The sequence below is a fragment of the Chryseobacterium arthrosphaerae genome (assembly GCF_001684965.1).
GTDB lineage: Bacteria > Bacteroidota > Bacteroidia > Flavobacteriales > Weeksellaceae > Chryseobacterium > Chryseobacterium arthrosphaerae.
Map to the genome: position 1 here is coordinate 1,040,160 of NZ_MAYG01000001.1, position 26,748 is coordinate 1,066,907.

24 protein-coding genes are annotated in these 26,748 nt (G+C 38.3%); 7 read left to right on the forward strand and 17 right to left on the reverse strand.

Annotated features, from left to right (window positions below; genetic code table 11):
* The 6 genes from tnpA to BBI00_RS04640 all read right to left on the reverse strand — a co-directional run bounded on the left by tnpA (position 1) and on the right by BBI00_RS04640 (position 6,317).
* The gene (gene tnpA / locus BBI00_RS04615; RefSeq protein WP_065397668.1) at positions 1 to 465 is read right to left on the reverse strand and encodes an IS200/IS605 family transposase; all 465 of its coding nucleotides are present in this window, start codon (positions 463 to 465) and stop codon (positions 1 to 3) included.
* An 82-nt stretch (positions 466 to 547) separates the two neighbouring features.
* On the reverse strand, positions 548 to 2,941 hold the full coding sequence (locus BBI00_RS04620) for a 3-hydroxyacyl-CoA dehydrogenase/enoyl-CoA hydratase family protein (protein WP_065399616.1): 2,394 nt from the start codon (positions 2,939 to 2,941) through the stop codon (positions 548 to 550).
* A 57-nt stretch (positions 2,942 to 2,998) separates the two neighbouring features.
* Positions 2,999 to 3,451, reverse strand: coding sequence for a MarR family winged helix-turn-helix transcriptional regulator (locus tag BBI00_RS04625; protein ID WP_065399617.1), 453 nt, complete (start codon positions 3,449 to 3,451; stop codon positions 2,999 to 3,001).
* Between the two features lie 165 nt (positions 3,452 to 3,616).
* A complete protein-coding gene (locus BBI00_RS04630; protein WP_065397669.1) occupies positions 3,617 to 4,540 on the reverse strand; it encodes an ABC transporter ATP-binding protein in 924 nt (307 codons plus the stop codon).
* Between the two features lie 220 nt (positions 4,541 to 4,760).
* Positions 4,761 to 5,732, reverse strand: a complete 972-nt coding sequence (locus BBI00_RS04635) for an iron ABC transporter permease (RefSeq protein ID WP_065397670.1) — start codon at positions 5,730 to 5,732, stop codon at positions 4,761 to 4,763.
* Between the two features lie 24 nt (positions 5,733 to 5,756).
* Positions 5,757 to 6,317: a TlpA family protein disulfide reductase gene (locus tag BBI00_RS04640; protein ID WP_065397671.1), complete on the reverse strand. Its 561-nt coding sequence runs from the start codon at positions 6,315 to 6,317 to the stop codon at positions 5,757 to 5,759.
* A 33-nt stretch (positions 6,318 to 6,350) separates the two neighbouring features.
* On the opposite strand from BBI00_RS04640, the gene BBI00_RS04645 reads away from it, so the two are divergent.
* Positions 6,351 to 7,475, forward strand: a complete 1,125-nt coding sequence (locus tag BBI00_RS04645) for a ferredoxin--NADP reductase (protein ID WP_065397672.1) — start codon at positions 6,351 to 6,353, stop codon at positions 7,473 to 7,475.
* A gap of 56 nt (positions 7,476 to 7,531) precedes the next feature.
* On the forward strand, positions 7,532 to 8,089 hold the full coding sequence (locus BBI00_RS04650; protein WP_376786418.1) for a SanA/YdcF family protein: 558 nt from the start codon (positions 7,532 to 7,534) through the stop codon (positions 8,087 to 8,089).
* Here BBI00_RS04650 and tamL read toward each other — a convergent pair.
* Positions 8,086 to 10,686 (reverse strand): translocation and assembly module lipoprotein TamL, encoded by a 2,601-nt coding sequence (tamL, locus tag BBI00_RS04655; RefSeq protein ID WP_065397674.1) that lies wholly within the window; start codon positions 10,684 to 10,686, stop codon positions 8,086 to 8,088. The two genes, BBI00_RS04650 and tamL, sit on opposite strands and share 4 nt — an antisense overlap.
* Here tamL and BBI00_RS04660 point away from each other — a divergent pair.
* Entirely contained in the window at positions 10,672 to 11,397 is a 726-nt protein-coding gene (locus BBI00_RS04660; protein ID WP_065397675.1) for a TrmH family RNA methyltransferase, read from the forward strand. The genes tamL and BBI00_RS04660 overlap by 15 nt on opposite strands.
* 100 nt (positions 11,398 to 11,497) lie before the next feature.
* Here BBI00_RS04660 and BBI00_RS04665 read toward each other — a convergent pair whose 3' ends face one another.
* From BBI00_RS04665 to porQ, 5 genes are all read right to left on the reverse strand, one after another.
* On the reverse strand, positions 11,498 to 11,998 hold the full coding sequence (locus BBI00_RS04665; protein ID WP_065397676.1) for a phosphoribosyl-ATP pyrophosphatase: 501 nt from the start codon (positions 11,996 to 11,998) through the stop codon (positions 11,498 to 11,500).
* Between the two features lie 3 nt (positions 11,999 to 12,001).
* A complete protein-coding gene (locus BBI00_RS04670; protein ID WP_034694332.1) occupies positions 12,002 to 12,310 on the reverse strand; it encodes a phage holin family protein in 309 nt (102 codons plus the stop codon).
* An 82-nt stretch (positions 12,311 to 12,392) separates the two neighbouring features.
* Positions 12,393 to 12,743 carry a YtxH domain-containing protein gene (locus BBI00_RS04675; RefSeq protein ID WP_065397677.1) on the reverse strand — a complete coding sequence of 117 codons (351 nt, stop codon included), beginning with the start codon at positions 12,741 to 12,743 and terminating at the stop codon, positions 12,393 to 12,395.
* Positions 12,744 to 12,838: 95 nt separating this feature from the next.
* Complete coding sequence (gene cmk, locus BBI00_RS04680; protein WP_065397678.1) at positions 12,839 to 13,513, reverse strand: (d)CMP kinase; 675 nt, start codon at positions 13,511 to 13,513, stop codon at positions 12,839 to 12,841.
* Between the two features lie 83 nt (positions 13,514 to 13,596).
* Positions 13,597 to 14,589 (reverse strand): type IX secretion system protein PorQ, encoded by a 993-nt coding sequence (gene porQ, locus BBI00_RS04685; RefSeq protein ID WP_065397679.1) that lies wholly within the window; start codon positions 14,587 to 14,589, stop codon positions 13,597 to 13,599.
* Positions 14,590 to 14,755: 166 nt separating this feature from the next.
* On the opposite strand from porQ, the gene pyrH reads away from it, so the two are divergent.
* Positions 14,756 to 15,463, forward strand: a complete 708-nt coding sequence (gene pyrH / locus BBI00_RS04690) for a UMP kinase (protein ID WP_065397680.1) — start codon at positions 14,756 to 14,758, stop codon at positions 15,461 to 15,463.
* Positions 15,464 to 15,611: 148 nt separating this feature from the next.
* On the opposite strand, the gene BBI00_RS04695 is transcribed toward pyrH, so the two are convergent.
* Positions 15,612 to 16,451, reverse strand: coding sequence for an ETX/MTX2 family pore-forming toxin (locus BBI00_RS04695; RefSeq protein ID WP_065397681.1), 840 nt, complete (start codon positions 16,449 to 16,451; stop codon positions 15,612 to 15,614).
* Between the two features lie 83 nt (positions 16,452 to 16,534).
* Entirely contained in the window at positions 16,535 to 17,869 is a 1,335-nt protein-coding gene (locus tag BBI00_RS04700; RefSeq protein ID WP_065397682.1) for a lipase family protein, read from the reverse strand.
* Between the two features lie 524 nt (positions 17,870 to 18,393).
* Between BBI00_RS04700 and BBI00_RS04705 the strand changes: the two genes are divergently transcribed.
* The 3 genes from BBI00_RS04705 to BBI00_RS04715 all read left to right on the forward strand — a co-directional run bounded on the left by BBI00_RS04705 (position 18,394) and on the right by BBI00_RS04715 (position 21,596).
* Positions 18,394 to 19,425 carry an alpha/beta fold hydrolase gene (locus tag BBI00_RS04705; protein ID WP_065397683.1) on the forward strand — a complete coding sequence of 344 codons (1,032 nt, stop codon included), beginning with the start codon at positions 18,394 to 18,396 and terminating at the stop codon, positions 19,423 to 19,425.
* Between the two features lie 353 nt (positions 19,426 to 19,778).
* Entirely contained in the window at positions 19,779 to 20,333 is a 555-nt protein-coding gene (gene frr / locus BBI00_RS04710) for a ribosome recycling factor (RefSeq protein WP_065397684.1), read from the forward strand.
* A gap of 201 nt (positions 20,334 to 20,534) precedes the next feature.
* Positions 20,535 to 21,596 carry a 3-oxoacyl-ACP synthase III family protein gene (locus BBI00_RS04715; RefSeq protein ID WP_065397685.1) on the forward strand — a complete coding sequence of 354 codons (1,062 nt, stop codon included), beginning with the start codon at positions 20,535 to 20,537 and terminating at the stop codon, positions 21,594 to 21,596.
* Positions 21,597 to 21,697: 101 nt separating this feature from the next.
* Here BBI00_RS04715 and BBI00_RS04720 read toward each other — a convergent pair whose 3' ends face one another.
* From BBI00_RS04720 to BBI00_RS04730, 3 genes are all read right to left on the reverse strand, one after another.
* Positions 21,698 to 23,155: an LptF/LptG family permease gene (locus tag BBI00_RS04720; RefSeq protein ID WP_065397686.1), complete on the reverse strand. Its 1,458-nt coding sequence runs from the start codon at positions 23,153 to 23,155 to the stop codon at positions 21,698 to 21,700.
* Positions 23,156 to 23,276: 121 nt separating this feature from the next.
* The gene (locus BBI00_RS04725; protein ID WP_065397687.1) at positions 23,277 to 23,924 is read right to left on the reverse strand and encodes a LolA family protein; all 648 of its coding nucleotides are present in this window, start codon (positions 23,922 to 23,924) and stop codon (positions 23,277 to 23,279) included.
* Between the two features lie 65 nt (positions 23,925 to 23,989).
* On the reverse strand, positions 23,990 to 26,578 hold the full coding sequence (locus tag BBI00_RS04730; protein ID WP_065397688.1) for an FtsK/SpoIIIE family DNA translocase: 2,589 nt from the start codon (positions 26,576 to 26,578) through the stop codon (positions 23,990 to 23,992).
* Between the last annotated feature and the right edge of the window lie 170 nt (positions 26,579 to 26,748).

Consider the following 26,748-nt stretch of genomic DNA (forward strand, 5'->3'; position numbering starts at 1 on the left):
TTAATCATTAATCCATTCAAATAAATATCGGGGATCATATTCTATCTCAAATTTTGACATAAAATCCAGATATTCTTCTCTAAAAGTTTTCTTTTTATGATGTTCTTCCTGATCTAAAATATATTTTACAACAGAATCAACACTGCTTTTAGAATAAGAAAAAGCTCCATACCCTTCCTGCCAATTGAATTTTCCATTGATCCATCCTTTTTCATTGATGAATTTTGAAGAACCCGCTTTAATATCTCTTACTAAATCTGAAACCGAAAGTGCAGGATTCATACTTACAAGAATATGGACATGGTCCGGCATTGCAAAAACTGCGAATAATTTTTGGTTTCTATTGGAAACAATACCTGTAATAAACCGATGTAATTCTTCTCTGTTTTCTTTTGAAATCAGATTTTGTCTTCCTTTTACAGCGAAAACAATTTGAATATAAATCTGAGTGTAGGTATTTGCCATAAATTAACAGGCCGCCTCTACGAGGCTCTCCAACTTTTAAAATTATTCTGCTATTAACAGTTCGCTCCTACGGAGCTCCCCGTTAGTTTCTCAAAGGCTTTCCGTTTTGCAACATATACTGAATTCTCTCTAAAGTTTTTCTTTCACCGCAAAGCTGAAGGAATGTTTCTCTTTCAAGATTCAATAAGTATTGCTCGGTAACTACAGTCGGTTCAGATAAATTTCCACCTACCATTACGTTGGCTAATTTGTCTGCAATCTTTTTATCGTGTGCGGAAATATAGTTTCCTGTTAACATCTGGTCTGTTCCTACATAAAACATTCCTAATGCATCTTTACCAAGAACTTTTACTTTCTGTTCAATAGGTTGGGTATATCCCTGTTCTGCCAATAGTTTGGCTACTTTTTTAGCTTCTGCAATCTGTCTGTTTTTGCTTACGGAAACAATATCTTTTCCTTTTTCAAGAATTCCCATATCATACGCTTCATAGGCTGAAGTGGCTACTTTACCCATAGCGATATTCATGAAGGCATCGCGAAGTCTGTTGTTTTTAACATCATCATTGTGGAACTCTCTGGAGGTTCTCAGAGTAAGCTCTTTCGTTCCGCCTCCGCCAGGGATTACCCCAACACCTGTTTCTACAAGACCGATATAAGTTTCTGCTGCTGCAACCACTCTGTCTGCGTGCATGGTCATTTCGCAACCGCCTCCCAAAGTCATTCCGTGAGGAGCAACTACTACAGGAATAGAAGAGTAGCGTACTCTCATCATTGATTTCTGGAAGTAGGCGATAGCCATATTCAGATCATCCCAGTCCTGCTCAATAGCCATCATAAGGATCATGGCAAGGTTGGCTCCTACAGAGAAGTTAGCTCCTTGATTTCCTACTACCAGTCCATCGTATTCTTTTTCTGCAAGATCAATTGCTCTGTTCAATCCGTCAAGAACTTCGCCTCCAAGAGAGTTCATTTTTGAACGGATCTCGAAATTGATGATACCGTCACCAAGATCTTCAATGGCAGCCCCTGAATTGCTCCAAAGGGTTTTATTTTTTCTGATGTTATCCAGGATAATGAAGGCATCCTGACCAGGGATTTTGTTGTATTCTCCTGAATTTTTATCAACGTAAATGCTTTGTCCTTCATCATTCACTTTGTAGAAAGTTTCTACGTTTTTCACCCAGTCGGAAACTTCATATCCGGCATCTTTAGCCAGTTCAATACCTTTCTGAACTCCCACGGCATCCCAGATCTCGAATGGTCCGTTTTCCCATCCGAAACCGGCTCTCATGGCATCGTCAATTTTGTAAACTTCATCAGAGATTTCAGGAACTTTATGCGAAACATAAGCGAATAATGCCCCTAAAGACTTTCTGTATAGCTCACCGGCTTTATCTTTACCTCCGATCAGTACTTTAAACCTGTCGATTGGTTTGTCGATCGCCTTTGTTAATTCCAGGGTAGGGAATGAAGATTTCCCCTGAAGCTCGTATTCTAATGTATCAAGGTTCAATCCGTGGATTTCAGATTTTCCTTCAGCATTTTTTACTTTTTTATAAAAACCTTGCTCTGTTTTTGAACCTAACCATTTATTATCCATCATTTTCTGGATGTAGTCAGGAAGGGCAAAGACATCATTGAAATCATTGGCTTCAGCACCGCTCTGGCGAACGCCGTTGGCTACCATTACTAAAGTATCAAGACCTACAACGTCAGCAGTTCTGAACGTTGCAGATTTCGGGCGTCCGATGACAGGTCCTGTCAGTTTATCAACATCAGAAACAGTTAAACCTAACTTCTGTACATTGTGAAGAAGGTCCATCATAGAGAATACGCCGATTCTGTTGGCAATGAATGCAGGAGTATCTTTTGCTAAAACGGTAGTTTTTCCTAAGAATTTAGCACCATAGTTCATATAGAAATCTATGATCTCAGGATCTGTATCGTTGGTAGGTATAATTTCAAGAAGAGGAAGGTATCTTACCGGGTTGAAGAAGTGGGTCCCGGCAAAATATTTTTTGAAATCTTCACTTCTCCCTTCTGTCAGTAGATGAATAGGAATTCCGGATGTGTTAGAAGAAATTAAAGTTCCCGGCTTTCTGAACTGCTCAATCTTTTCGTATACCGACTTCTTGATATCAAGTCTTTCTACAACTACTTCAATGATCCAGTCCGTATTTTTTATTTTCTGTAAATCATCGTCAAAATTTCCAACTTTGATTCTGTCTGCAAATTTCGGAGAATAAAGAAGTGCAGGACTTGCTTTTTTTAGTTTTTCAAAGTTTTCGGTAGCAATTCTGTTTCTTACTGCCTTATCATCTTTGGTCAAACCTTTTTTCTGTTCAGCCTCAGTCAGTTCAAAAGGAACAATGTCTAAAAGTGACACTTCAACGCCGATATTAGCGAAGTGAGCTGCAATACCGCTGCCCATAATTCCTGAACCAAGAACCGTTACATGTTTGATTCTTCTTTTCATATGTAAATTTTTATTATTTAATGAGATCATATGGAACCTTTACGGTTTCAATATCATTTATTTCCTGTTGTTTAATAATTCGTTGGCGATTTTCATGACCTCTGCCATTACTTCTTTGAATGTTTCCATCTTTTCCGGAGCTATTTTCTCCATAACCTTCTTATTGAAGTTGACCACAACTTCTTTAGACATATTTCTTGAGTTAAGCCCTTTATCTGTAAGCTTAATGATCACCTCCCTTTTATCAGTGGTCGTCTTTTCCTTATAGATATAGCCATTGTCCTCCAGAAGTTTAATGATTCTCGTCAAAGAAGTAGGCTCTATGGCCATCTTGGGACCAAGATTCGTGCTTCGGGTTCCTTCTTTGGGATCAATTTTAAGAAGAGTAAGGGCCTGTACTGCTGTAGAATCATGTTCCTGAGCCAGTTCTGTGTACATTTTCGAAACAGCCAACCAGGTCTGTTTTAAAATTAAGTCTACGTTTTCTATTTTTTCCTTGTTATGATCCATCATTTTTGCGCTAATGGTTTTACCCAAATTTAGTAAATATTATGCATGCATAGTATTTATTAACGTTAAATTTTGTTAATGGACTGAAAATAAACAGATTAAATTGTATGACTTGCATAATACTATGCATGCATAGTATGTGAAATAATCAAAGAAAAGTACAGATTAATAAATGTTTACAATGAAATTAATGATTTCTTCAAAAGATTCACATTTGTATACTGAGGAATCCTTAGTAATTACCCAAAAACCGTTTTGGAATTCAAAATTAAGGGCAGAAAGGTCTTTTGAGAAGTTTTTTTGAAGCAAAGAATACAGCATTTCCTTGTGAAACTGCGGGGCAGAGATATGAGGGGGAATAAAGCTCTCATTGATCTGAAACAATGAAGCGTTCGTAAGTTCATCATGCTGAAGCAAAATATCCTCAACAATTCCGGAATACAGCTTTGAATTTTTTACATACCATATTTTATCCGCAAATTCTTTAGCCAGACGCCAGTCATGGGAAGAAAACAGGATCAGTTTTTTTTGTTCTTTGGCAAGCTTTCTAAGCGTTTTAAGGATGATCACCTTATTTTTTTCATCGAGGTGTGTAGTAGGTTCATCCAGGATAATAACAGGAGAATTCTGGGTGATTGCCCTTCCGATAAATGCTTTCTGAAGATTCCCGTCCGAAAGATTTTTCAACAGCGTATGTCTGTATTGTCCCAGCTCCAGCTCATCAATGATATGACTTACCTCTTCACGGTCTTCCTTTTTAAGTTCAAAATAAAACGGATAGTAGATGTATTTTCCCAAAGAAATAAGATCTTCAACCGTATAATGCTGCGGTACCAGCGATTTTGAAAAGACAATGGCAATATTTTCTGCAATTTCCTTTACAGAAAGATGTTTTACATTTTTTCCATTGATTAATATTTCGCCCTCCAACAAATGAACCTGATGGAGAATCGATTTGATCAGCGTTGTTTTTCCCACTCCATTATTCCCGATTAATAAACATACATCACCCAATTTAAGATCTGCATGAGCATTGGAAATTAAAATTGAATTGTAACCGATATTGGCTTGTCTGATCTGTAAATGCATGTTTATAAAAATAAGAATTAAAAATAATGATTAAGTCTGTTTTTAACGTTAGTTTAGATTCCTACGGAATGACACAAAGAGATTTTTTATCCTATTATAAATATAGAGAAAGTTATAAAATTATTCTTAAGAATCTGCGCTATCTGCTTAATCTGCGGGAAATTTACAATAACGAAGAAAGCAAATAACCTTGCGCCTTAGCGATTAACGAATAAAACAGTTACACCTTATTCTGTTTCAAAAGCATCAGCAAAATCACAGGAATTCCGAATACAGAGCTTATCACATTCAAAGGAATCTGTGTTTTTTCTGCAATCACAGAGAAAAAAAGCATGATCAGCATTCCCAGAAACATATTAAGAATCCATTGCTGCCATAGTTTAGACGGATTATAGATCAGTCTGCAGAAATGAGGAACAACAATTCCGATAAACAGGATTGGTCCTAAAAAAGCAGTAATAGAAGCCGAAAGCAGGGTAGAAGCAATAATGATCAGAAACTTCAGCTGTCTCAGGTTGACGCCCAGGCTTTGTGCGTAGGAAGTCCCCAATGAATTTCCAATAAGCGGTTTGATCGTTTTGAAACAGAAGAATAATCCAATCAGGACTAAAGTAAATAATACATAGATCTGGTTTCTGGTCACCATATTATTAGCTCCGAACGACCATAGAATGTAATTTTTAAGGCTTTGATTCTCCGCATAAAACTGAAGCAGTGAAACAATAGCTCCCGCAAAAGCAGATACCAGAAATCCGAAAATAATAAGATAGGATTTATCCTGAAACTTATTAGACATCGACAACAGCAACAGCATCAGAATAATACTCCCGCCAATGGATGATAAACTTAGAAAACTGTTCTGAAGAAATTCAGGCAGCAAAATATTGTGTGAAAAGAAAATATAAAAAGCTACCGATAAACTGGCTACCGAAGTAATGCCGAGGATATCCGGTCCTGCAAGTGGATTCTGGAAGTATTCCTGCATCAGGAAGCCTGAAGTGGGAATAGAAATTCCTGCCAGCAGCATAACCAGAACACGGTTGACTCGTATTTCAGCGATCTGGCTTTGGGAAGAATCCAGGAAAAAGTCCTGTATATTTAAACTAAGAAATCCTGTATTTAGATTAATGACTGCTCCCAGAATGATAGCAATAATTAAAAATAAACACAGGATTTTAAATCTTGTTGACATGTTTCAGAAAGAGTGCAGTCTGCTTTATTTTAAAAACGAATTAATTTTTGAATCCAATACGTCTTCTGTCATCATTCCTAAATATTCATCGGCTTTATCTCCTTTTCTCATCAATGTAAAAGGAATAGATCCGCCGTCCCATTGTTTGAAATTATTCGTGAAAAAATCCTGGTTTAGCTTTTGTCCGTCCAGTAAAATGATATTTCCGCCCAGGTTATTTTCTGTTGCGAAATCCTTAACGGAAGTATTCCATTCTGTTCTTTCATCAAGGTTGACGAAAGTGAATTTCACCGGTTTATCTTTTAATTGCTCCATTTTATCTTTAAAGCTCGGGATTTCTCTCATGCATGGTCCGCACCAGGTTGCAAAAAAATTTGTTATGTACAGTGTATCATTATTTTTAGCCAGGTATTTACTCAGGTCTTCGGGAGAAACTTCCACCGGAATATTTGGACGGCTTCCGGTATTTGAGTTTTGCGCTGCTGAAAGACTGTCTGCAGTGGCTGTACCTTCAGTTTTTTGTCCGTCTTTTTTACAGCTGTAAAGTGCAGTAATGACTAAAGTGGATAAAATTATCTTCTTCATAAATTATTTTTTATCTATTTTTGAATTGAAGTTATGGAACAACAAATCTACAAAGGGAAACTTATACGGTTTCATCGGTTAAAAATAGCGAAAAAGGAAGAGCTGACCAAAAATACTTTTTCTCTGGAGTTTGATATTCCTGAGAATTTAAAAGAAAATTTTACATTTGAAGCAGGTCAGTTTGTCAGTGTAAAGTTTCAGTCTCATGGTGAAGATGTTATTAATGACTATTCGATGACTTCTGCACCTTATGAGAAAAAAATATCTTTAGGAATAAAAGTAAATTCTCCTGAGGGAGCAACTTCACAGTTGTTTCAGAATTACCAGGCTGGAGATGAATTGCTGGTAAGTGAGCCTAACGGAAGATTTACGCTCGTTTCCAAGCCCAGTGAGTTCAGAACTATTGTGGCTTTTGCTGCCGGCATCGGAATTACCCCGATCTTAAGCCATTTTAAAAATATCCTTCATAATGAGCACAGAACAAGACTGTTTTTGTTTTTCGGAAATAAAAGCTCAGAAGACCTGATCTATCGTGATCAATTGGACAGTCTTGCCAGAACCTGTGGTGACAGGCTGCAGATCTTTTATTTTTTCTCACAGGAAAAAACAGCGGATCAGTTTTTCTATGGCAGGCTGGATGAAAAAAAACTTAATCTTATTATCAACCAGATCCTGCACCTGGACGATACAGATGAAGAGTCTACCATCTGGGACGCTGTGGATGAAGTGCTGATCTGCGGAAAAGGAGAAATGATCAGGACCCTGGCTAATGCCTGCTATCACCATGGAATTCCGAAAAAAAATATTCATTTTGAACTTTTTGAAGAATTCAATGATGATATTTATCCTGTAGAAAAAGAATTTCCTCTTATTAAAAATATAGAAGTGGAATTTACCATGTTGGGAAAAAATTATACCACCCATCTTCCTGATAATAAAGATAAAATTCTTCAACAGCTTCTGTTACAGAAATTTCCTGTTCCTTATTCCTGCAAATCCGGAATTTGCGGAAGTTGTGAATGTGCTCTGGAAGAAGGAGAAGTGGAACTGCTGGAAAATGAATACCTTACGGAAAAAGAAGAACAGCAGGGGCATATACTTGCCTGCATGTCAATTGTGAAAAGTAAAAAAATAAAGCTTAACTTTGATCTTAGTTGAGAATTATTAGAAACATATTCAATTTAGGTTTTATATCATTAGAGTTGGGAATTCTGATGATATGTTTTTGTAATGTCTGGGTTTTCGGGCTTACAAATGGACGTACCTATACCAAAATATCCAAGATTCCGCCAAGGGAAATTGCACTGGTTCTCGGAACTTCCCCTAAAATGAGATCCGGACTTTCCAATCCTTATTTTACCAAAAGAATGGATGCCGCAGCTCTTCTTTACCATCATGGTAAGATCAAAAAGATCATTGTAAGCGGCGAAAAAAGCAAAGGGTATAACGAACCTGCTGCCATGAAAAACTATCTGGTGTATCAGGAAGGGGTTCCCGGAGATATCATTATAGAAGATCCTAAAGGCTTTAATACCTATAAAAGTATTCTTCGCTGTAAAGATGTCTATAAAAAGAAAAATGTCATTATTGTGTCCCAGGGATTCCATAATCTCCGTGCCCTGTTTTTTGCAAGAAACAATGATATGAATGCCTTGGGGTTTGATGCCCAGGATGTAACCAAACCTGAAAGTTTCTACAGAAACCAGACGAGGGAAATCCTCGCCCGGGTGATTGCTGTAGTATATTTTATTCTGGGTATTTCTCCGGATTAGAAAGGATATCCGAAAGCTATATTAAGAGTAGGCTTGAACGGCTGGAAGTTTTTAAATCTCCATCGGTCGCCTTGCGGTTTATTAGGATCATAGATTTTATAAGCAAAGTCTAATCTGAGCGTGATATAAGCTACATTCACCCTCAATCCGAATCCACTACCAATACCCATCTGACCCAGGAATTTATTAAATTTAAACTGATCATTATGGGCATCTTCATGATTACGAAGGCTCCAGGTATTTCCGATATCCGTAAATAAAGCCCCTTCGTACATATTGTTAAAAGGAATCCGGTATTCTATGTTGGTTGTCAGTTTTACGTCATTTGTCATGTAAGTACGTACTCTTTCATCTACCTGAGACTCTGCAGGTCCCAATCCACCGAATGCTACCCATGCTCTGATATCATTGGATCCTCCGTTGAAATAGGATTTGATGATAGGCATATCCCTGGAATTTCCGTAAGGTACACCTACCCCGATAAACTGGCGGAGAACTAAAGTCTGATTTCCATTGAATTTGAAATATTTTCTTGCATCCACATCAAATTTCACAAATTGCGCATAAGGTATTCCAAAGATGGTCTTTTGTGGTCCGGAAACCACTCCGCCGTCATTACTTTTTTTGTTGAATAAACTTAAAGCATTTCCGGCAAGCTCTACTTTTCCGTTAAAATAAAAGGCATTGGGATAATCTTTTTTACCGATTTCGCTATATACGAAGTTATAGATCATTGAAGAGATCAGGACATCTTCCGTCTGTCTTTCTTTGTTGATAAGACTCCCTCTGAATGTAGTCAATAGGTCAAGACCCTGCTGGTCAAGCCCTGCCTGATAGGCTTTATCATTTAGAATTCTCTCAGAAACCTCATCTATCGTATGCTGTCCGGCGATAAATTCCTGTCCGTATGTAGGATATTCATTAAAATAACTGGCAAAAGTGGCATCTTTTACAACTCCGTCGTTGACGAAATAATCATAATATGCATTTTTGTTTTTAGTAAGACTGACCTGTGTATTGAATAGTGTTAGCTTATGATAGATCTGATCATTCACATTAAACTGGTAATTCAGTCCGGCATTGAAGTTGACCCTTCCCAGACCTATATTAGTCTGTATCGAAGACCCCAGAAGGATAGACGAAGTAGGGGTGTATCTTTTCGGGATAAATTTGTAATAGTTGAAAGGCAATAATAATCTCGGGAAATTAAGTGATACCTGAGCAGCAATTTCATAAGCCAGAGCCCTTTTGCTGATATCTTCAGTACTTCTTATAGATCCGAATGTTCCGGAAAGACTGGTAGAAAGGTTTTCTGCCCCCCCGAAAACATTTCTGGTGGTAAGGTCTACAGAAGGAGATATCCCCAGATTGAGTATCTGGGAGTAATTGACGTCGGTTCCTACTTTAAGCTCATATTTCGGAAGCGGTTTCAGAACATACAGAACATCCACAATACTGTCATTGGGAGCAGATATTCCTCCTTGTCTCAGGGAGTCTCTTGCTTTTACAATGCTGAAGTTGTTCATGGCCAGGATATTCCTTTTCGTCACATCCAGTTTAGACTGGTCAAATACCTTTTTGCTGTCCGGGATGATAGCCCTCCAGATCGATGAAAGTTTGTATTTATTATTCATCGTATGGAACCGTATTCTCCTTAAACTGTCTTTTTTTGTATTTTTAGGATAGTCACCGGTCTCATCCACAATGGCAACATCTATATTTCCGAATGTTGAGATTTTATATGGAGTATCTAATGAATCTTTGTGTATTTCCAGGGTAAGAGGAATATTTTTTCTGCTTTTCAGGGAATCAGCAACAAAATACACTTCATCATTAAGGTTGTTAAATTTGTAAAACCCAAACTCCCGCATCAGATCCGTAATTCTCGTTACTTCTTTTTCAAGTACCGTCTGATCAAGAACCTGTCCTGAACGTACAAGGCTTCTGTTGAGATTATAAGTATAATACCCTTTGATCCCCTGGTCGGGAATATTGTAATAATAATCCTTAATACGGGTAGGGTCATTATGCTTGATGAAATAATTGACCGCAGCCTTTTTGGATGAAGAATCCAGGTTTTGTTTAAATTTTACATCCGCATCCCAATATCCCCTGTACGTAAGTCTTTTCTTTACAGATTCTGCACTTTTTTCTGTTTTTCCCTGATCCAGAATGACCGGAGGAGTTCCCCAGCTGTGCAGCAGACGGTCGAAAAACAGACTTTTCCCTACACTGCTTTTCATATTATACTTAACGAATAATGAATCCCTCAGCTTTTGATTCCTCATTTCACGGGGGTAGGTCATATATTCATTCAGGATCGTGTCATATTTCGGGTCTGCCATATTGTAAAGAGCAAGACTCAGCGGCATAAATAGAAACTGCTTCTTATTGGGTTTTTGCTGTATATAATCTTTCAGTTCCTCGTCGAAAAACTCTTTCTTATCTTCGAATTCAAAAGTGTTCTTGGTAAGCAGATATTCGCCGTCAGGAACTTTTTTTGTCGTACTACAAGCATAAAGGAGACCAACAAATGTTGCAAATGAGATAATTTTATAATATTTTTGAGGAGAATTCTTATAATGCTTACAGCTCATACAATAAAAGTTTTACAATCTTTAGATAAAAAGAAGTTCAGACAAAAATACAATTTGTTTTTGGTTGAAGGTAATAAAATCATTTGTGAACTTTTCAATTCTAACTTTAAAGTTAAAGAAATATTATCAACCGATCCACAAAAATTGGACCGTACTGATATCCCCGTGACCCATATCTCTGAAAATGAGTTAAAAAAAATCAGTTTTCTTAAAACCCCTAAAGATTCTGTTGCCGTGTGTTATCTGGCAGAAGAAAAAAGGATGGCTGATAAAAACATACAGCTTGTTTTGGACGGAATCCAGGATCCGGGAAATCTGGGAACAATTATCCGTCTGGCAGACTGGTTCGGAATAGAACAGATCATCTGCAGTGAAGATACGGTAGACGTTTACAATCCGAAAGTCATCCAGGCCAGTATGGGATCTTTCACCAGGGTGAATGTGGTGTATACTGATATTGTGAAATATCTTTCTGAAACGGAAAATGTAAATATCGGGACGGATATGGAAGGGGAAAACCTCTATACATTTGAAAGACCTGAAAAAATCAACCTGATTTTAGGAAATGAAGGGAACGGAATGAGACCTGAGACAGAAAAGCTTCTGCAAAAATGCATCACCATTCCAAGGTTTGGAAAATCCCAGTCTACAGAAAGCCTGAATGTTTCAATGGCTGCAGGGATTATTTTAGGACAGTTGTTTTCAAAATAGAAATCAGAAGTTAGATATTAGAGGCCAGAAATTTTAGTAAAATATAAAGTAAGGATATTTTGACTTTCATCACTAATTTCTAATATCTAACTTCTAACCTCTAAATAAGCTGTTCCATACTGGAGACACTTTTATTTTTCTGATAGACTTCCATTTTCTTTCTGACATATTTCAGTGCAATGGGAGCAAGATAGATCAGGGCAGCACCAATCAGTTTTTTCTTCCAGTTGGAGCTTTTCATATTCTTTTTGGCATAGTTTCCTACAATGGCTGTTACCCCAAGTTTGACAAGGCTGTCTGTGATATTGGAACCTTTGAACGCTGAACTGGCAAGTCCTACAGCTGTATTTTTACTGATCAGCAGGTCTTTTACTTCTGAAGTAAGCTGCCTGGCAATGACATCTTTTCTCAGAACTACTTTTTCATCACCGTCTTCATCTACTTTTTCCTGCAGATACTGATCACTCAGTCCGTTGGTAAAGGCACTTAAACTTTCTTTTGTATTTTTGAAGGTAAGAAGGTTTTCAAGATCACTGATCTCACCCTGGAGCAGTTTTTTCTTTCTTCTTAATTCTTCTATGCTTTCGTATTTTCTGCCCATAGTTTAGTGATTTAAAAATTTAATAACCTGATCTGCAACAGTATTCACGATCTTTGTTTTGAAGGCAACAACAAACGCCATTACCAGCGCATAAAATGCAGCAACAATTAAGAATCCATAGGAATAATTATCCAGCGCTTTTCCGATAAGGAAAGCGATTCCAAAGTTAAAAAGGATAATAAAAAAAGCAAAAGCAACAAGCAGTACTACAAAGTAGGTAATGAGCCCGGCAGAAAGAGAAGACTTTTCTGTAGCTTCTATTTTCAGAAGATCTATTCTCTTTGAGGCGTATTCTTTAATAGTTTCTATCATTGTTTTTTTTTAAAGTTACAAAAAAAGGAACTTTCGCACAAAAGTTCCTTTCCGTAATTTACTTGAAAAGATAAATTACTTATTATTTTTTAAGATCATTCAGTTCCGCTTCTACATCCTTTACTACGTCTGCAGTTTTAGAAACGATCTGATCTTTGTATTTGTCATATCCGTCTTTTACAGTATGTGCCACACTGTTTGCCGTTTCTTTGAAAGTAGAAGAAATATTGCTGTATTGGTCTTTTACTTTTTCAGAAACCTCACCGTATTTGTTTTTAGCCTGGTCTTTCAGATCATTGGCCTTTGTTTTGATTTTTTTTCTGGTTTCTTTTCCTTCTTCCGGTGCGTAAAGCATTCCTAAGATTACACCCGCCGCAGCACCTGCAAGAAGTCCTGCCAATATACCTGCTGTATTATTTCCTTTTCTAGACATTTTAAGTTTTTTAATAATTAATAATAGATTAGTTTTTACAGTAATAAAACTTACAATTTGTATACCAAAGGAGGCTGTAAGCCTATTAAAAATTGTTAAATCTTTTCGATGTGAGATAAAATAAGCTCAATCGTTTCGTCTTTGGTCAGTTCAGAATTGTCAATAACAATAGCATCGTTAGCCTGCTTCAATGGAGCTATTTCACGCTCACTGTCGATTTTGTCCCGTTCAATAAGGTTCTGCTTTACCTGCTCTTTATCTGCCTCTATACCCAGTCCTTTTAATTCCAGGAATCTTCTGTTGGTTCTTTCATCAATACTGGCAGTAAGGAAGAATTTATAGTCTGCATTTGGCAGAACTACTGTCCCAATGTCACGTCCGTCCATAATAACGCCGCCTTTTTCTGCCAAAGAACGCTGTGACTGCAAGAGGAAGTCTCTTACTTCTTTCTGTTTGGCGACAAGGCTTACGTTGTCAGAAACGATATTGGTACGGATTTCTTTGGAGATATCGGTATCATTCAGGAAAAGGATCAGTGTTCCTTCATTGTTTTTGAATTCAAGATGAATCCGTCCGAAAGAAGAGAATAAGGTATTCAGGTCAATTTCGCCGTTATCATTCAGGCAGTGCTGCAGTGCATACCAGGTAACACCTCTGTAAAGCGCTCCTGTGTCCATATGGATAAGTCCTAGTTTATCAGCAATGATTTTAGAAATAGAACTTTTTCCGGTAGACGAGTACCCATCGATAGCTATTACAGGTTTTTTCATACTGCAAATTTCAAGATTTTTTTTAGAAAATCAAGAAAAGCTAAGAAATTTCTTACTTATTTTAAGATTTTTCAGGAGGTAGCTTATTCTCCTCTGTGGCTGGAAAGGTCCATGGAGATTCCTATCTGATTGACGTTCGAAGAGTTGTGATATCTTACATGAGCATAATCGATACGGAATCTGGATACTTTCACCCCAAATCCTGCAGAAAGTCCGGAGAAGTTTCTTTGATCTGCCACGGCAAGCTCATTCCCTCTTCTTACGTTATACCCAAGCCTGATGTTGAAGTTTTTTTCAGGGAAAAGTTCAGCTCCTAATGAGAAATGGTCTGCAATTTTTCTTCCTGCATTCACCTTTTGCCCGTCTTTATTATATTCTGAAGAAATATCAAACTTCTGAAGGTCGTGTGCTGTAATGGTAACTGCAAGAGGGAAGTTCTTGATCGTTTTGGTATATCCAAGGTCAATTCTGAACGGAAGGTTTTCTCTTACTCCGTTGAATGATTTCAGCTGGAAACCGAAATTTCTCAGTACCAGGGAAAGTACTTCCTTATTCTTTTTATTATGATAGGTAACCCCCGCAGTTCCTGAAATAGCGGAAGAAGTATAGTTGTCAATTTTTGAGGTAACGAAATTAAGTCCTCCGCCAATCGTCCAGTCTTCTTCAAACTGGTAGGCATAGCCGGCACCAATGGCAACGTCCGAAGCCTTGAATTCTCCGTCCTGAAAACCACTCTCATCCGTTCTCGGAGTACTTCCGTAGCTCATATACCGGGCATTGATGGTCGCCATATGACCATTCTCAAAATCTTTGGCATACGCTATGGTTCCGTATTTTGAGTCGGCAAGATAAGCCGTGGCATTTACAGAAAGCTGCTTGTCTGAATCTTTATTTAACAGGGCCGGGTTTGCAATAGCAAAGGAAACATCATAATCTCTTATCGAAATCGCATCTCCACCCAAAGCAGCCTGTCTTGCAGATACAGGTACATTTAAGAAAGGATAAACATTTGTTCCTGTTTGTGCATAAGAAACAATTCCTGATAGAAATAATGAAAAAATGATAATTTTCTTCAACTCAATTTATAATTAATGCAAAAATAATCCTTTTTCGTACTTTTCAAAATATTTCGGACATTATTTCTATTTAAATATTTTTCTTTTATCAATATTTTTAATGATTATATTTGCAAAACCAAATTCTGGGGAAAACAACGCTAATAAAAGTTATTAAAAATAAAAGATGAAATATAAAAGAATCCTTCTGAAACTAAGTGGAGAGGCATTAATGGGGAACAGACAGTACGGTATTGACAACGAAAGACTGCAGGAATATGCTGCTGAGATCAAAAAAGTAGTTGAGAAAGGCTGTGAGGTAGCGATCGTCATTGGAGGAGGAAATATTTTCCGTGGAGTAGCCGGAGCTGCAAAAGGAATGGACAGAGTACAGGGGGACTATATGGGAATGCTTGCAACCGTGATCAACGGGATGGCATTACAGGGAGCGCTGGAAGATGCCGGAATCAAAACAAGACTTCAGTCTGCCATTGAAATGGATAAAGTAGCTGAACCTTTCATCAAAAGAAGAGCGGTAAGACACCTTGAAAAAGGAAGAGTAGTGATCTTCGGTGCAGGAACAGGAAACCCTTATTTTACAACAGATACCGCTGCTACACTGAGAGCCATCGAAATAGGAGCAGATGTGATCTTAAAAGGTACTAGAGTAGACGGAATCTATGACAGCGATCCTGAAAAGAATGCGGATGCTGTAAAATACAATTCATTATCTTTTGATGAAGTATTTGAGAAAAACCTAAAGGTAATGGATATGACTGCATTTACCCTGAGCCACGAAAACAAACTGCCGATCATTGTATTCGATATGAATAAAGATGGAAACCTGGAAAGAATTGTAGACGGCGAAAATGTAGGAACTTTAGTAGATTTGTAGTGAGACAGCAGGTAGCCGATAATAGGTATCAGAATAAATTATTTTACTATTCCCTTTATTTTCCCTGCCCGATCAGACTTCTATAAAAATTGAAACCACCTGTCATAGCTTCAACTGCTGTGACAGGTGGTTTTTTTATGAAATTATATTACTCTTTACCTGCCATAGCGACTATTTTGCTAACTGCAGGAGTATCAATAAAACCGGGCTCTTTTGCAGCATCAGTATTGCTGTTTAAAGGATATTGAGTAGTGTTGACACCCACACTGATACCCTGGCTTCCTGTAAAAACACCGCTGGCCGTTGTTGAAATTCCTCCGCCTACAAAATCGTATCCTGAAGTATCAATAATATTATTCGCTATACAATCTGAAAAAACCTGGGTAATAGGAATAAACCACAGCCAGTGGCCATTCACTTTGTCATTATTCCAGATCGCTACATATCCGTTCAGCATCACAGATAGTGTAAAATTGATGTTGTAACTTTGAGTGCCGATTACGATATCCGCTTTTATTGTACTTTGCGGAGGGATAGTTAATATAGTATTCACGGACCATGACTGGGTATTGGTAACGGTGCTCTTCTGGGTTGAGGAAAGCGACAGGTTAACGGTTACTTTTTGCGTACTGGAGGCAACGGCAGGGACTCCTTCAGTAGCTGATATTTCAACACCAATTGAAACTGCTTCTGTGATGGACCATTCAAATGATTGGGTTGATGTTGCTGTTTCTATAAGGCTTTGCTGATTAGCAGCCTGTGTATTGTTGTTATAAATAGTTTTGAAAGCAATTTCTGAACCGTTGGTAGGAAGCGAATTGTCATCATAGACAATGTTCTGAGCCGTTGTGCTTACCTGATACTGATGATAGTCATCAAGAAAACTTTGACTTGAATAATCTGTACTTGCAGTAAATCTGCAGGTAGTACCATGCTGCTGGGAGTACCATTTACCCCAGGCATCTGTGATTTGTTGTAATGAGTTCATTTTTTACGGGTATTCATTATATGCCTACTCTTTTCCGGATTTTCGGCTTTCTCCTTATTCCTTATTAATGATTAAATTGTCCCTTATTCATCCGCTTCGGTTTTTACCGGTTGCTGGTTTGTTACATGAATATGAGACTGAATCCATTCCTTGATCTGATTGATGATATTGATGATCATTTCGTCTTTGGGTACTTTAACGACTCCCGGAACGAGTTGGACCGGAGGTGGCGGTTCGGGTAATGGACTGTTGAGAATAAGGCCGGGAAGACCTGGAAGACCGGAGTAGATTTCTACATGTTGTAAGCTGAGCTGGCTGAAGTAATCCGGTAAAGATTGAGGAGGAACATTGATGTTGCCCAAAGGTCCGGAATGCTGAAGTGTACCGGGCAATGACTGATTTCTGATCATGGTATAGGGGGCACCTGATCTTAGCGAATCAATGATTGCAAAATCCTGTAGCGCAGTCAGGATATCGGCGGTATAAGAGTCAGGTGATTGACCATATAAATCGGCAATCAGTTTCAGGGTAGATTCCTGCCACGCATGGGGAACTACATCCAGGGTATTCCAGTGCATGGTATTCCAGTTCTGGTAATCGCCCGGCTGCGGATCCCATCCGGCTGGCAATGATGGAAATGCAGCATTGAATAAACCGGCAAAATTGACATCTCCCGGAGTAGGTCCGGCGGTAGGATATACCAGGGTAGTATTAAATGCTTCCAGCTGATTCTGCTCTTTCAGATAGAGGGCAAGGGTAGGAGATAAAGCTCCGGCAAGACTGTGGCCACAAAAGATAATTGCAGTTTCCTGAGTGAGTTTTAAATCTGCCAGGAACTGTTGAAGTGAAGTGTTAGGCGACGCTGCTGTATCCGGGCTTATAAGGCTGAGAAGAATCCCTGTTCCTGTGGCTGTTCCTTTTGATATGTACGGGAAATCCCTGTTATAATCTGAGGTTGTAAAATCTGAAGGGGCATAAGTAGTCCAGTTGACCACCTGCGATACGGAAAAATCCTCTGTTTCCCAATCGTAAAGCGACGCAGGATTGGTTGCTGCTATTGCTACTACATAAACAGGCAATGATGGTCCTCCGGGAAAGGCCACATTATCACACTGTGCTACATATAATGCATTGTCTGCAACTCCTGTTGGGTGACCATTTTCATCAGTTTCTTCAATAAGGGCCGGACCCCAGACCAGGTTCCAGCTGCCCAGTTGTGAAGTAACGGATGAATTGGCAATGGACGGGCTTTGCTGTCTCATTACTGAAACCGGGGGGACGTTGTTCAGGTAATAAGACAGATCATATTGAAGCTGTTGTTGCAGTTCACTGCCGGTGCCGTTGTAATCTCCGGCGCGGTTGGCCAGACATGCAAGGCTAAAAACCTGCTGATAGGCGTCTAAAGATGGATTTGTCATGATTTGAATGTTTTAAGTGAGTTGAAAAATGGGTAAGAATTGTTTATTTCCATGGAATGGAGTCACCTGCCTGATGTATTTCTCTTCCGGAATTGCATGCAATATCTTTTCTATCTGAGCTTCCCATATCTGCTAAGAAGTTCTATTAAAAGAATACTGTAAAATAAGCTATAAAAGATGGGATGTATGCGAGTGTAAACATCCGAAATAGGGGGTAGGTATTTGTACGTGTTCTTTAATGGAAACATGGATGGAAGGAAATTAGCTGCTGTAATTTCTATTACCGGACTATTTATATTATAGAGCTGCCTTCTCTTTGAGAGGGCTTTTTGCTATATTTGCAGGAAAATTAATAACCATGCCCATACTAAAGATTCTATCTAATGTGGATACAAATCTTACATCCAATTGTGAACAGTAATACCATAATGTTCATTCTGAAAAGATAATCGACACCTTGTCTCTCTCAAAAAAATTCTGCTTCGGCATTTCTGCTATTGTCAATATGAAATTTAAAAATAACTATGAAATTAATTTTAAAAACCTTTAAGTTTACAGGTAAACTTATTGTGGGAATTCTGATATTATTAGTGTTCCTGGGTCTGTGTTACAAACTATTCAGCCCCAAAACAGTTCCACCAGGTAAATTGGTGAATGTTAACGGAACCAATATTCATGTAAGGGTAGAAGGTGAAAAGAAATCTTTGCCTACAGTTATTATTGAAGCCGGTGCGCACAGCAATACAGATATGCTGCATTGGGTAGCAGAAGGTTTGAAAAATAACACCAGAGTTATTCGCTATGATAGAGATGGAAAATGGTTTAGTGAATCAAGTAATAAAGATACTGTATCTCCTGAATTTTATGCCCGTCAGCTTCATGAATTATTACAAAAAACTGGCGAAAAGCCACCTTATATCCTGGTGGGGCATTCTATGGGAGGTCCTTACAGCAGAATCTTCAGAGACCTCTATCCCAATGAAGTAGAAGGAATGGTTTTCATAGACTCAAGTCATCCCGAGCAATGGAAGCGATTGGCACAGAAAGAATTGGTTCCTGCCGGCCAGGCCAGGCTGCTAAAAATCGGATCTATACTTGCGGATTTAGGTATTTGGGGTGTTTATAATAAAATAATCAGTAAGCCAACTTATCAGGGTGATGGTTTACCGCAGGAAGTCTACAGCCGTTCACAATCGCTGACGTATAGTTCCGGGGATGTTTTCCGTATGTTTTTAAGAGAGAATCAATTAACTAATGATGTACTGGCTCGGGCAGGTCAGTCAAAAGGGTTAGATTCATTGCCTCTCCTGGTATTCACTGCTACAGAACAGTATAAGCAGTCCCAGAAAGACAGATACAGAAAAGAGGGAATTGATCCTGAAAAACAGGTTCAATTATGGTTTGAGATGCAAAAAGAACTTAAAGAACTCTCTTCTAATGGAAAACAGATTGTAATGAATGCAAGCCATGGCAGTATCATTACGAATAAAGCCAATGCTGATGCAGTAAATAAAGAGATTCTTTTATTTGCTGAAAATATAGGAAAGAAAGATTAGACATTTTTGAATCACCGCGACATATTTACAGTCCCGATTAAGGGGCTTTATTATTCTGTATAAGATTTTAAGTATGAAGAAAAGCTTTTGTAATTAATATACCGGATAAAAAACGAAATAAGTAACGTATGTAATCCAAAAGAACCTGGCGAAGTTCTTTTTTCTTTTTAAATAATTAGATAACCTTAAAATAGATATCACAAGCTTAGTGAAATATCGAAAACAATCATTATTTTTGCACCACTGGATAGTAAAAAAGCAGGCGACAACGTAATTTTTACAGTGTTGGAAGTGTTAATTATCTGATATTCAGTAGCTAGTTAATGTGCAATTTATCAAACTATACTATAATAATGGAAGAATTAGATCTTATATTAGAATCTGTAAAGCAGGACATGGATGCAGCTGTAAAGCATTTGGATCACGCATTTCAAAGAATTAGAGCAGGACGTGCTTCTACAGCGATGGTTCAGGATGTGATGGTAGAATACTATGGAGCGATGACTCCTATCAACCAGGTTGCCAATGTTTCTGTTCCGGATGCAATGACCATCTCTATTCAACCTTGGGACAGAACTGCAATCAACGCTATTGAAAAAGCGATTATCAACTCAAACTTAGGTTTTGCTCCTTCTAATAACGGGGAAAATATTATCCTTAATGTTCCGCCTTTAACTGAGGAAAGAAGAAAAGAACTGGCAAAGCAGGCTAAAGTGGAGGCTGAGCAGACTAAAGTGACGGTAAGAAACGCAAGACAGGACGGTTTGAAAGAACTTAAAAAGCTTGACGGGGTTTCTGAAGATATTGTAAAAGGAGTGGAAGAAGAGATTCAGAACTATACTGATAAATATGTAAAACTTTGCGACGAGCATCTTAAGACTAAAGAAGCTGAAATTATGAAAGTATAATTTTCAGTCTCTGAAAAATAATAAAAAGAGGTTTCCTGTGGGAAGCCTCTTTTTTTATATATGCATTCTGTTGAGTTATTTTAGATTTTTATCGAAATCAAGGAGTAGCATAATAATATATTGATAAGTATTACCGTTAATTGATTATATTTATAATATTATTCCTGTAACCTTATAAAAAACAGGAATTTAAAATTTAAGATGATGACTAAGATTATTGGTGTAGGCAACTACATCCCTTCAGAAACAATTACCAATTTATTTTTTGATAAACATATTTTCCTGAATGAAGAAGGTGTATTATTAAAAGAAAATAATGCTTCTATTACGGATAAATTAAAAAAAATAACCGGTATTGAAGAAAGAAGATATGCACACAGTACAGAGGTTACTTCAGACCTTGGGTTCATTGCGGCCCGTTCTGCCATTGAGAATGCAGGAATAGATCCTGAAAGCTTAGACTATATAATATTTGCCCATAACTTTGGAGATGTCCGGTTTGGAACCGTACAGTCTGATATGGTGCCCAGTCTTGCGGCCAGGGTAAAGCATTTGCTGGGAATCAGAAATAATTTTTGTGTTGCCTACGATGTGTTGTTCGGATGCCCGGGCTGGATTGAAGGAGTAATACAGGCCAATGCATTTATTAAGTCGGGGATTGCAAAAAGATGCCTGGTCATTGGTGCCGAAACCCTTTCCCGGGTAGTGGATATTCATGACAGGGACAGTATGATCTATGCTGATGGAGCAGGAGCAGCAGTACTGCAAGTGAATAATGAGGATGAAGCAGGTATAAAATCCCATCTCTCTGCTTCATATACCCTCAATGAAAAAGATTACCTGTATTTCGGAAAATCATATAACAATGAAAGATGCCCTGATACCAGATATATCAAAATGGATGGCAGGAAAATATATGAGTTTGCCCTGCTGAATGTTCCTGCAGCCATGAAAAAGTGCTTTGACAGCAGTGGATATTCCATCGATCAGCTGAATAAGATCATCATTCACCAGGCCAATGAAAAAATGGATGAAGCCATCGTCAACCGGTTTTATCAGTTGTATGGAGTCCCGGTTCCTGAAAATATCATGCCTATGGTGATTCAGAAGCTTGGGAACAGCAGTGTAGCAACCATTCCGTCTTTACTCACAATGATTTTAAAAGGAGAACTGGAACATCATGAGATCAGAAAAAATGATGTGGTTTTATTTGCTTCTGTAGGAGCCGGAATGAATATCAATGCATTTGTGTATCAGTTTTAAACGTAAGAATACATCCCAACATTTAAAAAGGAAATCTTGATAATTACAAAAAAAGACCCGGGAAAATCCGGGTCTTTTTTATGATATCTTGATTGAAAAGATTACTGATATCTTTTATGCTCTTTATCCTTAACAAATAGCCTGGTAACCGGCTTAAAGAATGCTTTGTATTTTTCCGCATCAAATAACTGCGAATCAGTAAGTGCTTTATAAGTCATCCATATTCCAAAAGGAAAGAGAATGAAATTCGGAAGCCATGCAGCCAGATAAGGATTCATTTTTCCGCTCCATGACATGTTTTCCACTCCCACGTTCATTACATAAAAAATGATGAAAATAACAATGGCTATGATCACAGGAAGTCCCATACCTCCTTTTCTGATAATAGATCCCAAACTGGCTCCGATCAGGAAAAAGATGATACAGGTTACAGAATAGGAAATAATTCTCTGCTGGTAAATTACAATCTTGCTGAAATATTTTACATTATTGTTGACTTCATTCTTTTTAGATTCCAGGGTAGATTTCAGGTTGTCCAGCCTGTTGTAGGAGTAATAGATCATTTCCAGCTTTTTATCGCCCTTTACCGTATCTAATTTGATCTGGGCTTTTGGGGCCACCTTATGTTTATTCCCTTTATCCATGTAGCTGATTACAGAATTGGTCTGGTTCAGAACCTCAGAACCTACGTTATCAAAGAACTGCTGGTTTTCTTTTTTACTTCTGGCAATCGTTTCGTTGACCTGATTATAGCTCTGGAAACGGTAGTCATCCGTAATCTGCTCTTTTTCGATGGCTTTATTGATGATCTCACTGATGTCAAAGTGAGAAACCAGGGTGTCAAATTTAATAGCCTGATCCGGCTGTTTCTGCCTTACATTATCTCCTTTCCCTGCATAGGTATCTTCAAATACATACCCGTTGTACAGAACAAGCTTCAGGAAGTTCTTATTGGCTGCGGGAACAAATTTTCCCTTTTCCGCAACAATAGACTGCTGGTTTTCGTATGTGTTTGCTTTTTTGTGAATAAAAACCCCGTCAATATTTTCTCCGTTATCACCATAGATCTTGTCAAACTTTACCATATAGCTTGGAATCTGATCAATGAACTGTCCGGGAGTAAAGTTAAGTGCAGGTTTGGTCTGTGCAATATTGAAAAGCATATTCTTGGCCTTCTTCTGAAAATCCGGACTGATATTATTCGAGAAAAAATAGAGGATAATGGCGAGACCGGTTGCTACTCCCAGCAGTGGTGTCATTACCCTTGTCAGTGAAATTCCTGCTGCTTTCATGGCTGCCAGCTCGTATCTTTCACCAAATTCCCCGAAGGACATGATGCTTGCCAGAAGAATGGTAAGCGGCAGTACCATACTGACAACACTTACACCAAGATAGAAAAGAAGTTTAAGGATCTGCCAGTAGCTTAATCCTTTACCCATAAATTGCCCCAGCTGAACCCAGATAATGTTTACAATAAAGATGAAAAACAATACGCTGAATATAAAGAAAAACGGTCCAAAGAAGGTTTTTATGATATATCGGTCTAGTATTTTTAACATGCGTCAAAATTAATCAAAAAGCCACAAAGTTTACTTGTGGCTTTTCATATTTTGTTATTTTTTTTCAATAGTAAAACTCCAGAAAGCCGGATGGGCAAAATTGCAGTTTTACTTTTTTATTTTAAAGTTCTGTAACGACGTAGTTTTTAAACTTATTTTTGTCAAAAACAAACATATTGGGATCCAGTTCCTGGTTCTCTTTATATTCTTTAATGGCAATTACTGCTACATCTTTGTTGCTTCCGTGCTGCTCCAGTTTTACCATTTGTTTCTTCGCAGAATCTATGAAAAGATATACATGCTGTATTCCGTTTGCTTTCACCGGAGTAAGTTTGATAAAATCAGAATTAACCCCGTTTACCATTTTCTTACCGTTATAGGTTACATTATAGTCGTTTCTGTAAGTGCTAAGGTAGTTGATAGGGGAGAACATGCTGCTGCTTCCGTTAGGCTTTGCAACCGTTACTTCCATATCATCAGAATTGATGTTGTAGATTTTATTCCCGTCGAAGATCTGTTCTGTATCCATGATCTTCAGTTTGTATTTTTCTCCGGCAACATAATAAATACCAGGCTCTGTTTTTGTAACCTGCCCGTTAAGGCCGCTTCCAAAAGAAAATTTGAAGTAAGAATTCTTTTTAGACTTGTAGTTGGCTGTAACATCATCCAGGATCTTTTTAGCTTTGGCATCAATCTTCTGAGCGTTGGCCATTCCTACCGCACCTACAACAAAACTTCCTAATATAACTTTTGAAATAATATTTCTCATTTTTTTAATTTAATAATCTTTTAGACATTTTTTAGTTTGAAAGGTTAAAATCATCAGATTTCCCTTTAACTACGCAGATCTTCCAAAAACTGTTCCAAAGAATGAAGATCGCTGATCAGGACCTCTCTTGCCTTGGCTCCGTTGAAACCTCCCACAATGCCACTGGCCTCAAGCTGGTCCATAATTCTTCCGGCTCTGTTGTACCCAAGCTTAAGCTGTCTCTGAAGCATTGAAGTAGAGCCCTGCTGTGTAGAAACAATGATTCTCGCTGCGTCTTCAAATAAGGCATCCTTTTCATTAGGATCAAAAGAACCTGCTGCCGAGCTGTTGGCATCTTCAGAAACATATTCAGGAAGAAGGAACGCAGATGAATATCCTTTTTGTTCCCCGATGAACTCAGCAATTCTTTCCACCTCCGGAGTATCTACGAAAGCACACTGAAGTCTTAAAATCTCATTTCCGTTGAAGTAAAGCATATCTCCTTTACCAATCAGCTGATCAGCTCCGGGTGAGTCAAGGATCGTTCTTGAATCCACACTGGAGATTACCCTGAAGGCTGCCCTTGCCGGGAAGTTAGCCTTGATCATCCCTGTAATTACATTTACGGAAGGTCTCTGGGTTGCTACAATAAGGTGAATTCCCACGGCTCTTGCCAGCTGTGCCAGTCTGGCGATCGGTAATTCCACCTCTTTTCCTGCGGTCATGATCAGATCCGCAAATTCGTCCACTACCAATACGATATAAGGCAGGTACCTGTGTCCGTTCTCTGGGTTCAGTTTTCTTTCTGTAAACTTTTTGTTGTATTCTTTCAGGTTTTTACAGAAAGCATTTTTAAGAAGATCATAGCGGGTGTCCATTTCAATACACAATGAATTCAGGGTATTGATTACTTTGTTGGTATCCGTGATGATGGCTTCCTCAGCATCCGGTAGTTTAGCCAGATAATGTCTTTCAATTTTTGAATATAATGAAAGTTCTACCTTTTTAGGGTCAACCATGACGAACTTCAGCTCACTAGGATGTTTTTTATAAAGAAGAGAAGTCAGGATGGCATTAATACCAACAGATTTACCCTGTCCTGTAGCACCTGCCATCAGTAAGTGAGGCATCTTGGAAAGGTCGGCCATGAAAATTTCATTGGAAATCGTTTTTCCGAAAACCACCGGAAGATCCATGTCGGTATTCTGGAATTTCTGAGAAGCAATTACAGAACGCATAGAGACCATGGTAGGATTCTTTCTGGGTACTTCAATTCCGATCGTTCCTTTTCCTGGCATCGGAGCAATGATTCTGATCCCCAAAGCTGAAAGGTTAAGGGCGATATCATCCTGCAGCTTTTTAATGGCTGCCACTCTGATCCCTGCTTCCGGTACAATTTCATATAAGGTAACGGTAGGCCCGATCGTTGCTTTGATCTCTGCAATTCCTACGTTGAAATTTTTAAGAAGTCCAACGATCTTGTTTTTATTTTCTTCTAATTCTTCTTTGTTGATAGAAATTTCTTCACTTCCGTAATCTTTCAGTAAATCAACAGGAGGCATCTGGAAATTGGCAAGATCCAGCTTGTGATCATAAAGACCGTGTTTTTCTACAAGTTCCTGGGATTTTTTGTCAGAATCATCCAGAATATCGATCACCGGAGCAACTTCCACATTAAATTTAATGTTTTCCTGAGCCGGGGCAGAAGCCACTGCAGATACCGGAGCAGAAGGTCTGATATCAAATGCTTCTTCCGGAGATGATAGCGGAACAGATGGTTTGGTAGAAAGATTTAAGCTTACAGGTTGTGCCGCCTCTTTAGGTTCTGTCTCAAAAGAAGTATGATTAGGCGTTGTAATCGTTTCTATATCGGCTGCAACCGGAACCTCAGGGAATCCTTTAGGTATACTTACCGGTTCCTGTACTTTCATTGTAGAGACAGGATTGGCAGGAGCAGGGTTGGTAACATCACTTACGGTAACATGAGGAGCTGCATCTTTTTCTTCTTCCACTTCCTCAAGTTCTTCTTTCAGCTCTTCATCTGCTTCGAAATCTTCATTAGAATCCGGCATCATAGATTTTACCTTTCCTATGGTGTTTTCATTGATGGTATTCAGCTTTGCTTTGATAGAGCTCGGACGCAGGTTGAATTCAAGAATAAAATAAAGAAGAATACTTGCCGCCAGTACAGTCCATAGACCTACAGTACCGATAATGGAATTCAGATAATCCATGATCTGATAACCGTACACCCCCCCCAGAACGCCCTGTCCTTTTGTAAGTGCTCCCATAAAGATCGGAAGCCAGCAGATGAAAAACAGAGAATGACCAATGGTCTTCCATGGTTTGAAGATCTTCTTTTTAAGAATAAGGGTGCCTACCACCATAAAGAGGAAGGCAATAATGAATGAGGCGATACCGATACTTTCAAAGATGAAAATATTTCCTAACCAGTCGCCTACTTTACCAAAAATATTGGAAGATTTTATACTCTTGTCAAGCATGGTTCCTGCCTGGCTTTGGTCTGCTTTCCAGTTCATTAAATAAGAAATGAAGGAAAATGCAAGTACGGCAGAGAAAAGTATAAAACTAAGCCCGAAAAAGATACGTGGCTTAGATAAAATTCTGCCTTTATCAGGCGATTCAGTCGGTTTTTTTTGTGTCTTTTTGTCCATAATATCAATGTCGCAAATTTAATGTTTTTTCAATACTAAAAGAATCTTTTTTCTTCAAAAAACATTTTGCAATTCCCGATTTTTACTGTGATTATTTAAAATTGGTGAGAAGAACTTTTTCCGTTATTGTAAGTAATAAAATAAGGCATTTTTTTTTGTTTTTCCAAATC

Coding starts and splice junctions, on each gene's coding strand:
- BBI00_RS04640 (WP_065397671.1), bottom strand. CDS start 6,317: ATGAAGAAGATAATTTTATCCACTTTAGTCATTACTGCACTTTACAGC.
- pyrH (WP_065397680.1), top strand. CDS start 14,756: ATGAAATATAAAAGAATCCTTCTGAAACTAAGTGGAGAGGCATTAATG.
- frr (WP_065397684.1), top strand. CDS start 19,779: ATGGAAGAATTAGATCTTATATTAGAATCTGTAAAGCAGGACATGGAT.
- BBI00_RS04650 (WP_376786418.1), top strand. CDS start 7,532: ATGATATGTTTTTGTAATGTCTGGGTTTTCGGGCTTACAAATGGACGT.
- BBI00_RS04675 (WP_065397677.1), bottom strand. CDS start 12,743: ATGTCTAGAAAAGGAAATAATACAGCAGGTATATTGGCAGGACTTCTT.
- BBI00_RS04665 (WP_065397676.1), bottom strand. CDS start 11,998: ATGGGCAGAAAATACGAAAGCATAGAAGAATTAAGAAGAAAGAAAAAA.
- BBI00_RS04705 (WP_065397683.1), top strand. CDS start 18,394: ATGAAATTAATTTTAAAAACCTTTAAGTTTACAGGTAAACTTATTGTG.
- BBI00_RS04725 (WP_065397687.1), bottom strand. CDS start 23,924: ATGAGAAATATTATTTCAAAAGTTATATTAGGAAGTTTTGTTGTAGGT.
- tamL (WP_065397674.1), bottom strand. CDS start 10,686: ATGAGCTGTAAGCATTATAAGAATTCTCCTCAAAAATATTATAAAATT.
- BBI00_RS04700 (WP_065397682.1), bottom strand. CDS start 17,869: ATGACAAATCCATCTTTAGACGCCTATCAGCAGGTTTTTAGCCTTGCA.
- tnpA (WP_065397668.1), bottom strand. CDS start 465: ATGGCAAATACCTACACTCAGATTTATATTCAAATTGTTTTCGCTGTA.
- BBI00_RS04620 (WP_065399616.1), bottom strand. CDS start 2,941: ATGAAAAGAAGAATCAAACATGTAACGGTTCTTGGTTCAGGAATTATG.
- BBI00_RS04670 (WP_034694332.1), bottom strand. CDS start 12,310: ATGATAGAAACTATTAAAGAATACGCCTCAAAGAGAATAGATCTTCTG.
- BBI00_RS04660 (WP_065397675.1), top strand. CDS start 10,672: ATGCTTACAGCTCATACAATAAAAGTTTTACAATCTTTAGATAAAAAG.
- BBI00_RS04720 (WP_065397686.1), bottom strand. CDS start 23,155: ATGTTAAAAATACTAGACCGATATATCATAAAAACCTTCTTTGGACCG.
- BBI00_RS04630 (WP_065397669.1), bottom strand. CDS start 4,540: ATGCATTTACAGATCAGACAAGCCAATATCGGTTACAATTCAATTTTA.
- BBI00_RS04625 (WP_065399617.1), bottom strand. CDS start 3,451: ATGGATCATAACAAGGAAAAAATAGAAAACGTAGACTTAATTTTAAAA.
- BBI00_RS04715 (WP_065397685.1), top strand. CDS start 20,535: ATGATGACTAAGATTATTGGTGTAGGCAACTACATCCCTTCAGAAACA.
- cmk (WP_065397678.1), bottom strand. CDS start 13,513: ATGAAAAAACCTGTAATAGCTATCGATGGGTACTCGTCTACCGGAAAA.
- BBI00_RS04645 (WP_065397672.1), top strand. CDS start 6,351: ATGGAACAACAAATCTACAAAGGGAAACTTATACGGTTTCATCGGTTA.
- BBI00_RS04635 (WP_065397670.1), bottom strand. CDS start 5,732: ATGTCAACAAGATTTAAAATCCTGTGTTTATTTTTAATTATTGCTATC.
- BBI00_RS04695 (WP_065397681.1), bottom strand. CDS start 16,451: ATGAACTCATTACAACAAATCACAGATGCCTGGGGTAAATGGTACTCC.
- BBI00_RS04730 (WP_065397688.1), bottom strand. CDS start 26,578: ATGGACAAAAAGACACAAAAAAAACCGACTGAATCGCCTGATAAAGGC.